Annotated in this window: 7 protein-coding genes; 6 read left to right on the top strand and 1 reads right to left on the bottom strand. The window is 59.3% G+C overall.

Annotation, left to right across the window (positions count from 1 at the left end; genetic code table 11):
* Both NW838_RS02055 and NW838_RS02050 read left to right on the top strand, forming a co-directional pair.
* A partial coding sequence (locus NW838_RS02055; RefSeq protein ID WP_414427413.1) for a GAF domain-containing protein occupies positions 1-2,645 on the top strand: 2,645 nt, incomplete at its 5' end.
* 167 nt (positions 2,646-2,812) lie between these two features.
* On the top strand, positions 2,813-3,895 hold the full coding sequence (locus NW838_RS02050) for an isocitrate/isopropylmalate dehydrogenase family protein (RefSeq protein ID WP_414427412.1): 1,083 nt from the start codon (positions 2,813-2,815) through the stop codon (positions 3,893-3,895).
* 57 nt (positions 3,896-3,952) lie between these two features.
* Here the strand turns inward: NW838_RS02050 and NW838_RS02045 are convergent, their stop codons facing one another.
* Positions 3,953-4,879: a D-isomer specific 2-hydroxyacid dehydrogenase family protein gene (locus NW838_RS02045; RefSeq protein WP_414427411.1), complete on the bottom strand. Its 927-nt coding sequence runs from the start codon at positions 4,877-4,879 to the stop codon at positions 3,953-3,955.
* A gap of 336 nt (positions 4,880-5,215) precedes the next feature.
* Here NW838_RS02045 and NW838_RS02040 point away from each other — a divergent pair, with 336 nt between their 5' ends.
* From NW838_RS02040 to queA, 4 genes are all read left to right on the top strand, one after another.
* Positions 5,216-6,427: a phosphodiester glycosidase family protein gene (locus NW838_RS02040; RefSeq protein ID WP_414416499.1), complete on the top strand. Its 1,212-nt coding sequence runs from the start codon at positions 5,216-5,218 to the stop codon at positions 6,425-6,427.
* A 1,038-nt stretch (positions 6,428-7,465) separates the two neighbouring features.
* Entirely contained in the window at positions 7,466-8,173 is a 708-nt protein-coding gene (locus NW838_RS02035; protein WP_414427410.1) for a cob(I)yrinic acid a,c-diamide adenosyltransferase, read from the top strand.
* 123 nt (positions 8,174-8,296) lie between these two features.
* A complete protein-coding gene (gene dcd, locus NW838_RS02030; RefSeq protein ID WP_011433274.1) occupies positions 8,297-8,878 on the top strand; it encodes a dCTP deaminase in 582 nt (193 codons plus the stop codon).
* A gap of 83 nt (positions 8,879-8,961) precedes the next feature.
* The gene (queA, locus tag NW838_RS02025) at positions 8,962-10,140 is read left to right on the top strand and encodes a tRNA preQ1(34) S-adenosylmethionine ribosyltransferase-isomerase QueA (protein WP_414427409.1); all 1,179 of its coding nucleotides are present in this window, start codon (positions 8,962-8,964) and stop codon (positions 10,138-10,140) included.
* The last annotated feature ends 101 nt before the right edge of the window (positions 10,141-10,241 follow it).

The raw sequence follows: 10,241 nt of genomic DNA, 5'->3' as shown, positions 1-10,241 counted from the left end.
TTTTGCAGTGGGATCAAATCGTCAGCACTGCCCTGAAGGAGCTGCAGCAGGCCTTTCTCTCGAAAGGGGTGAAGGGGCTGAGCCGCTGCTGTTTTTACAGTCTCAGCCCGGATCAGCAGACGGTTCGGGTCAGCCATGAGGCCCTGAGCCCTGGGCTAACCCCCTCCCTAGGAGAGGTGTACCGGATCCAGGACTTTGGCTCGCTGTGCGAGCGCCTGCGGACGGGGCAGGTGGTGCAAATAGCCTTGCCTCTGCTGCCGGATCGAGATCTCCTGACCCCAGAGGGGTTGGCCGCTCTCCAGGCGCTGCAGGCTTGCTCGGCGGTGCTGATCCCGGTGCAGTCGGTGGGCTCGGCAGGAGTAGGGCTTTCGGAGGTTGGCGGGAAGGATGGGGGACGGCCCGGTTTGGCTGCAGAGCCAGGGGAGATGATTGGGTTGTTGGGAGTGTACGTCACCACACCCCACCTTTGGCAGCCGGAGGAGATCGAGCTGTTGCGCTCGGTGGCCTCTCAACTGGCCATTGCCCTCACCCGTTCCAGCCTGTTCGAGCATGCCCATCAGCAGACGGAACGGCTGGCTCTGTTGCACTCGATCACGGCGGCGATTCGCTCCAGCCTGGAGCCCACCACCCTCTTCCATGCGATCACCCAGCAGATCGGGGCGGCTTTTCAGGCAGATGTGTGTATCTTGGCCCTCTGGCAGCCGGAGCAGGAGCTGCTACACCCTGTTGGCCTTTATGCGCCGCAGCTTTCCCCCACCGTTCGCGTGGGCGGGACGGAGTCGTTGCTGGACACTCTGTTGCCGACAAGGGGGCCGTTGGTGGGATCCCCAGATTGCCCCTGGGTTGAGCCTGGGATCCCGCCGGACTTGCCGGAGACGATTCGAGCCAAGTTGCGCTTGGGGGCCAGTTTGCTCGCCACCTTGAGGGGGCCTGTGGTGGTGCCGGAGCCGCAGACGGCTCAGTCCTGGGCCGATCTAAAGCCTCAGAGCCAGGGGAGTGGGCTGTTGTTGGTGCCCCTATTTGCTTCTGAGCATCCGGACAGGCCCCAAGAACTGTTGGGGGGCATTGCCCTAATCCGCTACCCTGGCAGCGATTCCCTGACCCCTCGTCCTTGGCAGCCGGAGGATCTGGAGTTGGCAGAAGCCGTGGCCGAGCAGGCGGGGATCGCCCTCAAGCAAGCGCGGCTTTACGAGCAAACCCGTAGCTCTGCCCAGCGGGAAAGCCTTTTGCGCCAGATTGCCCAGCGCCTCAGCGGCACCTACAATCCCCAGGAGGTGGTGCAGATTGCCCTCGAGGGCATGGCAGAGGCTTTGCAGGTTGAGCGGTGCAGTTTTGTGGCGCCCTGCAGTGGCCATGAGCCGTTCGCAGCCTCGTCGCGACAGCCTTGCGGTTCCCCTTCCCCTGCCGTAGGCAGAGCAACAGCCCCACCAGAGGCGGGACGGAGTCCTTTGGCTCAGCAACCCTTGGCCGGCGCTCCTGCAGAACCTCTGGCCATCATCCAAGAGTATTGCCGTCAGCCGGGGATCCCTTCCCAAAGGGGACAGACGCTGCCCCCTGAGCTAAGCCAGCTCCTCTGGGTCAATTGCTACAGCCACCTGAACACGCTGCTGATTCCAGATGTCAACACCTTCGCATTGTCTGCCCACGCCCGCCGCCATCTGCTGCAAAAGGGCATCCGCTCCCTGTTGGGTGTGCCGATAGTCACCGATGCTCGCCAGGTGGCCGGGGTGCTTTGCGCCTTCATGCCGCCGTTTGAGCCGGCAGTTCGGGGAAGCAAAACCGCCGATATCGCCTCAGAAGCCGCCGGATTTTCCCCCAGAGATACGGACTTGGTGAACGCGCTGGCGGACATTGCGGCAGTAGCCTTGCAGCGGGCCTCTTTCTACGAGCAGGTTCGCCGTCAGGAGGCGACGGCAGCAGCTTTGCGGGGCCTAACCGAGGGGCGAGAGGCGGAAAGTCGTCGGTTGGCCGCCGATTTGCACGACCAAACCTTGGCAGATCTGGGAGCTTTGTCTCGCCAGATCCAAGAGCTATCCGGCGATCCGACCATTGGCCCAGCCGGACAGGCTCAGTTGCGGGCCATGAGCGCCCAACTGCGAGAGACCATGGCCGAATTGCGCGGGATCGTGGAAGATTTGCAGCCGACGGCCATGCGGGCCTTTAACCTTGGCCCCGCTCTGCGCAGTCTCCTGGAACGGGCCGCCCAACGTTCCCCCCATCCTCTCCTCACCCGTTTCGACAACCAAGCCGATGGCCTGCTCTCCCGTCTCAGCCCCACCTGCCAGAGCAACATTTTCCGCATCGTGCAGGAGGCTCTGAACAACATCGTCAAACACGCAGGGGCACGGCGCATCGATCTCATCATTCAGCCCAAGGCGCAACAGGACGCGGGTTCCTCTACCAACCCTCAGGCTCCCTACACCCACTTGGAGCTGAAGATCATCGACGATGGCTGCGGTATGCCGGAGTCCAAGAGTGGGGTGGATCCCGCCCAGCCGTCTGGCCATGGACACGGGTTGCTCAACATGCGCTACCGAGCCGAGTTGATCGGGGCAAGCATTGCTTGGCGTAATCGCCGCTTTGGCAGTGGCACAGTTGTAGAGCTGCGAGTCCCTCTGCCGCCGAGTCCCCGATCTTGCGGCTAGCCCCCCCTTTTCTGAGGTAGCAGACGCAGCATTTTCAGTCTCAACCTGTTCTATAGTCGTTTAAGCTCAAGGGTTCCCGGTTCTCTAACCTGTCTGGTGGAGGGATCCTCTCACGCCGGCAGGACGGAGTTTTTGCGCTGTCGTTAACACTGCGAGGAGAAGCATCTGTGGCCTATCGTGTGACTTTGATCCCTGGGGATGGCATCGGCCCGGAAGTGGCCAAGGCGATGACCACGGTCTTGGAGGCTACTGGGGTTCGGTTCGAATGGATCCCGGTAGAGGCAGGGGTGGAGGTGATTGAAAAATACGGCACCCCCTTGCCACCCCAGGTGTTGGAGTCCATTCGGGAAACCAAAGTGGCGATCAAAGGGCCGATTGGCACTCCCGTAGGTACTGGCTTTCGTTCGGTCAACGTGGCCATTCGCAAGGAGCTGGATCTTTTCGCCAATCTGCGCCCGGCCAAATCCATGCTCGGTGTCAAAAGCCCTTTTCAAGACATCGACCTAGTGGTGGTGCGGGAAAATACCGAAGATCTCTATGCCGGGATCGAGTTTGAACGGGGCACGCCGGAAGCCATCCAAGCGCGGGAGGAAATGATGCGCCTCTCCGGCAAACCCATCCGCGAGGGATCCGCCATCGGCATCAAGCCCATTTCGGACTTCGGCAGCCGCCGCATTGTCAAATTTGCCTTTGAGTACGCCCGCCAGAATGGCCGCAAGAAGGTGACGGCAGTGCACAAAGCCAACATCATGAAATTCACCGATGGCTTGTTTTTGCAGGTGGCACGGGAGGTGGCCCAGGAGTACCCCGACATCGAGTTTGAAGATCGCATCGTGGACAACATGTGCATGCAACTGATGCAAAAGCCGCAGCTCTACGATGTGCTGGTGCTCACCAACCTCTATGGGGACATCATTTCCGACTTGTGCGCGGGGATGATCGGCGGGCTGGGGGTGGCGCCGGGGGCCAACATCGGCGACGGCATTGCGGTTTTTGAGGCCATTCACGGCTCTGCTCCCAAATATGCCGGCCAAAACAAAGTCAACCCCTGCGCTCTGATCCTCTCCGGGGCGATGATGCTGCGCTACCTAGGAGAGCGGGAGGCTGCCGCAAGGGTGGAGGCGGCGGTGCAGGCGGTGATCGCCGAGGGCAAGCAGGTCACCTATGACCTGGCCACAGGGGATCCTGTCGGCACTCAGGAGATGGCAGAGGCCATTGCTGCCCGCGTGCGGGAGATGGCTTCGCAGTAGGGTTTGGCGCCAAATGTTTCTGATCCCAGGCTCCCCAAGGGAGGGGGGCTAGAGGACTCAATACCCCAAAACCGGATCCACCACCCCCAGCAAGGGATCCCCGGCCCGGAAGCGCCGCACATTTTCTCGCACCCGCTTAGAGAGGGCTGGGACAATCATGGCATCGGTAAGAGCAGTGTGGGGGGTAATCAGGCAGTTGGGCAAGCTCCAGAGGGGATGCCCATCCGGTAGGGGCTCGGGATCCGTGACATCCAAGGCGGCCCCGCGAATGACCCCCTGCTGCAGGGCGGCCACCAAGTCGGAGGTCACGATGTGCTTGCCTCGCGCCACATTCACCAGCCAGCACTGGGATCCCATCTGCTCCAACTCAGCTTGGGCGATGATCCCCTCAGTTTCCGGCGTGAGAGCCAAGGCCAAGATCACCACGTCTGCCTCTGCCAACACCGTTTGCCGTTCCGCGAGTGTCACCACCCGCGTGGCCCCCGGCAAGGGATCCGCCTTACGACGCACCACGTCGATGGAGCACTGAAAAGGCTGCAACAGCTTGATCAACTCTTGGGCGATGCCCCCGGCCCCAAAAATGACCACGCGGCTGCCCCAGAGGCTGGTACCCGAGCCTTCCTGCCACGTTTGGGCCAAGGCGCGGATCTTCAAGTCGCGCAAGCCGGCCAAGGTCAGGGCCAAGGCATGTTCCGCCACCGGTTGAGCATAGACTCCCTTGCCACAAGTCCACACATAAGCGGGATCCAAGACTCCCGCCCGAACAAAGGGTTCCACCCCTGCCCAGGGCAACTGCACCCAGCGGATCCCTTTCCCTTCCGCCAGACAGCACTTCAGGCCGGGCACATCAAAGGCATCGGCCCAGACCAAGGCTTCTGCTTCTGCCAGGGGCACAATTTCGCCACCCCCTGCCAAAACAGCCTCTTTGAGCCAGGGGCGAAGATTGTCGGGTTCGACGGCAATGCGTTTGCCTTGGATGCCCATAGGAACCGTTGGATAAGGCTTTCCCCTTGCCAGGATACTGTCGGCAGAGCGAGAGATGGCATGCACGGGCAGCCGCAAAAACCGGTGATCGAGTGTTAAGGGATCCCAAAGGGATCCTGGGCCACTTCCATAGGATCGCTAGGGTGAAAATTAGGGCTGCTGTGTTGGCTCAATCCTTAAGTAGGTAGCATTCCCCAATGACCCTATCCGAACTGCTGATCTTGGTGACGCTGCTCTTTCCCGGGATCCTGTTGTCGCTCATTGTGATGGGAACCTTTGCCGCAGGGGGATAATCATCTCCCAATGACAATGGTGAAGCCCTAAAGACGTGAAGACATGTCCAAAACCAAGCTGAGCGCCTGGGTCATGGGCTGGGGGTTAGCCTGCACTGCTGCTCTCTTTTTGCCCAGCGTGGCTGCTCAAGCTCAGGTGACCCTCGGTGTGCAGCCGGTGCGGGTGGTGCAAGGGATCCCTTTGTACCAGAAGGAGGTTTGGGTTGGAGACAATCGGATCCCCGTTTCTATCGTGGTCATTTCTCTCGCAGCGGGCCAACTGCGGCCTATCTGGGCTGCACCTGCGGGGCTGGTGGGTCTGGGGGAGCTGTCTTCCTTTGGCCCCGAACAGGGAGCAGTAGCCGCCATTAACGGTGGGTTTTTCAACCGCAACACCCGTCAGCCGCTGGGGGCAATTCGTCGGGATGGCCGTTGGATCTCCAGCCCCATTTTGGGTCGTGGGGTCATCGCCTGGTCGGATGGGACGGCAGGGCAAGAAGGGGGATCCGTGCGCTTTGCCCGTTTGCGGATGCAAGCAGAGCTGCGCAATGCCATTGGGGATCAAATCCCAGTGGTGGGCATCAATACAGGCTATATCCTGCCCGGCATCTCCCAGTTCACCCCCGACTGGGGATCCACCTACACCACCCAAACGGACGACGAAATGCTCGTGATGGTGCGGGAGGATCGGGTGCAAGAGATTCTGATGGCTGGCCTGGCCGGCAGTTTAACGGTACAGATTCCCAGTGAGGGGTATGTATTGGCAGGGCGGGGGCTAGAAGGTGCCCTAGAAGCCCGCAAGCTGGTTCCTGGGGATCGCCTCAGCTTTTATCTGCGCTTGGATCCGCCTGAGCTGGAAGCCTATCCTCACCTCTTGGGCGCAGGGCCGCTCTTGCTCTTGGATGGGCAGGTGGTTTTGGATGCCCGATTGGAGGCATTTCAACCCCTCTTTCGCAGGCAGCGAGCCGCCCGCAGTGCCATCGGCCAACTGGACAGCGGACATTTGCTGCTGGTTACCGCCGGCAATGCCCAGGAAAATCAAGGGCTCACCCTGCTGGAGATGGCACAGTTGATGCAGCAATTGGGCTGTCGCCATGCCCTGAACTTGGATGGGGGCAATGCTTCCACCTTGGTGCTGGGGGGAGAAGCCGTCAATTGGGAACACCGACACCCAGAAGCCAGCCCACTCAACAGCGAGACGGATCCCAGTCCATCCCGGCGGCGTACACCCCGAGTTCACAATGGCCTAGGGTTTTTCCCAAGCCCAAGTCGGTGACAGAAAACTTTTGTGCCGGCGGGATGGAGTCTTTTCCCTTTGATCCAGGGATCGAGGGTGGGATCCCCGGACTTCCCGGCTGCTTGGATGAGGGATCAGGTATTCTCCAGGATTGGATCTACCTTGCTAGGAGAAGACTTCTCAAGAAGGAAAGGACTCGGCTCTGGATCCCGGCAATCTCGGCACCCAAAGCTCCGGAGCTTGTGCAGGTCAATCTTAAATGGGATCCAAACTGAATGCCCAATGCTCATTTCTCAGAGTAGAAATAGAGGTTAAATTAAATGGAAATATCGGCTCCGAGATCGGTAAGAAAAATAATTAAAGAGTCAATCTCTCGAAGAAAACGGCCTCAGAATCTAAAATGTACACAATCCCTTGTGTTTCTCGCTGAATCGGATGCGATTCTCAAAAATATTGTCAATAAATCATTTTTTGACGAAGATAATTGACGAATTTGCATTTTGTTAATTTCGAGTCTGGAAATTAAGTATTTGGAGTTGTGGTCGCAATTCTTTCCACTGCGAATGTTCGGCAATGTGTGGATCTATCCAACTCCCGACAGAGTGGAGCTCCTGTCGGGCAAGGCTTCTGGGGTGGGCTAAGTCTCGCTGCTCTCGGTGGATAGGCTGCCGGTGCTGGCATTCCCGTTTGTGAGAGTCAACCTTATTTGGAAGAAATTATCTTTTCCTCGAATTTTTATAGAGCACCTCTATACTCAAGTAAGGTAGCCCTGCACACAAGCTTTTGTGCTGGGCCTGAAATTTTATTAAGATCCTCTGTCAAAGCTTTTCTTTTCAGGTATTGCCTCTCGTGCCGAAAAGCTAGGATGGGCAAGGATTGTATTTTCTATTACTCTATTGGGGATGATTTGTATGCCAGCTAGAAGCAGAACCGACTCATTGACGGATACGCACAGGTGGTGTTTCATGGAATCCATAGCCGACGCTCTCCACCACTTGTAGGCCCTATAACCTAGGGCCGTGTCCACTAGCCTGCTCTTGAGATTAGAACGTGGTTTGCACTGCCTCCCCAAATCCTATGCCCTCCCCCAAGGATGCCTTTCCTGTGGCCCGCGTCAAACAGCCTACTGCTCAAGCCAGCTCTGCTGCCGGCGACCGCTTCCTTCAGCGGGATGGAGCCCTCTCCGCCCAGTTGGTTCCCCAGGGATCCCTGCAGCTTTACACCCACCCCAGCCGGGGCATGTTTACGCCCGTCATGGCTCAGGCGATGCGCTTGGCAGGCCAGGGAACGCGGGTGCTGATCGTGCAATTTCTCAAGGGTGGGATCAATCAGGGGCCCGAAAATCGTCTCTCCCTGGGCAGATCCTTGGAGTGGGTTCGTTGTCGCCTGCACCGCTGCATCGATACACCTCACCTAGAGCCTGAGGAGCGGGTGGCATTGGATGAGCTGTGGCAATTTACCCAGGAGGCTGTCAGGAGTGGCCGCTATGACTTGGTGGTGTTGGATGAGCTGAGCTTGGCTGTGAAGTTGGGCCTGATCCCAGAAGCGGAAGTGCTGAGCTTAATCGACCAACGCCCCATCTCCATGGACATGGTGATCACCGGGCCGGAGATGCCAGATTCGTTTCTGGAGCGGGCCGACTTGATCACGCAGTTGCGCCTACGTGGCATCCCAGGCCCAGGGCTCCGCACTGCCGATGGGAATGTTGCCTGTTCTCTGGATCCCCCTCAAGTCAGCGGCACAGGTGCTATGCCTACAGCAGCCCATGTTGCTCCGCACCGCTAGCGCAAACAGTTTCCGCTCCGAAAGACCTAGGCAACACGGGTCGCGTCAGGGGGGCGGAGTCCCAATAAGACTGGAGCTTGTCCACCAGATGTGCCCTCACTCTCCAGGAAGCCGGCTGTAGCCATGTTGAAAAACGACCGCTGGATCTGTGAGCAAGCGCGGCGAGGGATGATCGAGCCGTTCTGCCCTGAGCTGGTGCGCGCTGTTGAATCTCGGCCCGTTTTGAGTTACGGGCTGTCTTCCTACGGCTACGACATCCGCCTGTCGCCGGTGGAGTTCAAGATCTTTCGCCATGTGCCCGGCACGGTGGTGGATCCCAAGCGGTTTAACCCCAAGAATCTGGAAGCGGTGGAGCTGCACCACGACGAGATGGGGGATTACTTTATCATCCCGGCCCATTCCTATGGGTTGGGGGTGTCCTTGGAACGGCTGCAAGTCCCGGATAACATTACCGTGATCTGCATTGGCAAATCTTCCTATGCCAGGGTGGGTCTGATTGCCAACCTGACGCCGGCTGAAGCGGGATGGCGGGGCTATCTCACTCTGGAGTTTTCCAACGCCTCCAGCGCCGACTGCCGTGTGTACGCTAACGAAGGGGTGGTACAGCTTCTGTTTCTGGAAGGGGATCCCTGCCAAGTGACCTACGCCGACCGCGCCGGCAAGTATCAGGATCAGCCGCAGCAGGTGGTGGTGGCCAAGGTTTAGCTGCTTCCCTCAAAAGGGAGAGGGTTGGCGGGATCCGGTTGGCTATGCTGGATCCACGTAGAACCCCATCTTGATTCATCTCCATGCCTGACTCTTTTTCGCCTGCTGCCGCTCCCCCCGGTGAGGCTGAGCCTTTGGGCGATAGGGAGCCCAATCCGGATCTGCTCACAGCTTCCTACGACTACACCCTCCCTCCAGATCGGATTGCGCAAACGCCGGTGGAGCCCAGGGATCAGGCGCGGATGCTGGTGGTGCACCCGGATAGGCACGAGCATCGCCGCTTCTGCCATCTGCCCGACTACCTGCAGGAAGGGGATCTGCTGGTTCTCAACGATACCAAGGTGATCCCGGCCCGCCTGTTCGGGGCTAAGGAACCCTCTGGGGCGCGGGTCGAAGTGTTGCTGCTGGAGCCTTGCCTGGAAGGGATCCCTGCCGCCGCCCAACCTCTGCCGGATCAGGCGTGGAGCTGGCGGGTTTTGGTCAGGCCGGGCAAACGGGTGAAGGTGGGGGATCGGATTGGTTTTTGGAGCAAGCAGGGATCCCCCTCTGGGCTGAGAGCCACTGTCCTGGATTTGGACCCGGAGACCGGTGGGCGAGTGGTGCAGTTTGAGTGGGAAGGGGCGCAACCTTTTGAGGAAATCCTGGAACAGGTGGGCCGGATCCCGCTTCCTCCCTACATCAAGGCTTCCGGATCCCCGGGCTCAGGACAAGTTCGCCCTGAAGACTACCAAACCCTCTGGGCCAAACACCCCGGCTCGGTGGCTGCTCCCACGGCAGGGCTGCACTTTACCCAGGAGCTGCTGGAGCGGCTGGCCCAAAAAGGGATCCAAACGGCCTACATCACCCTGAACATCGGCCTGGGTACCTTCCGACCGGTGGAAGCGGAGCGGGTAACCGAGCATCGTCTCCACAGCGAGTGGCTCAAGGTGCCGGCAGAAACGGTGGCAGCCATCCAAAAAGCCCAAGCCCGAGGGGGGCGGGTGATCGCGGTGGGAACGACTGTGGTGCGCTCTTTGGAAACCGCGGCAGCCTCTGGCACCTTGCAGCCTTGGCAGGGGAAAAGCGATCTATTCATCTACCCCGGCTACTCCTGGCGGGTGATTCAAGGACTGGTCACCAATTTTCACCTGCCCCGCTCCAGCCTGATGATGCTGGTGGCTGCGCTGATCGGGCGGCAAAGGCTGCTGGATCTCTACCGAGAGGCCATCGAGCAGGGATATCGCTTCTATTCCTTTGGGGATGGCATGCTCATCTTGCCCTAGGGCTGGGGCTGACCTGATACATTTACGCTGAACACTGCTGAACATTACTGTTCAACTATGCAGCGATAGCATTCTGTTTGTTTCCAAACAGAATGGCGGTA

Origin of the sequence: Synechococcus sp. R55.2, from assembly GCF_047462075.1 — a bacterium.
Classification (GTDB): Bacteria; Cyanobacteriota; Cyanobacteriia; order Thermostichales; family Thermostichaceae; genus Thermostichus.
Note: the sequence above shows the minus strand (reverse complement) of the source record. Positions and strands in the feature narration are given on the sequence as shown.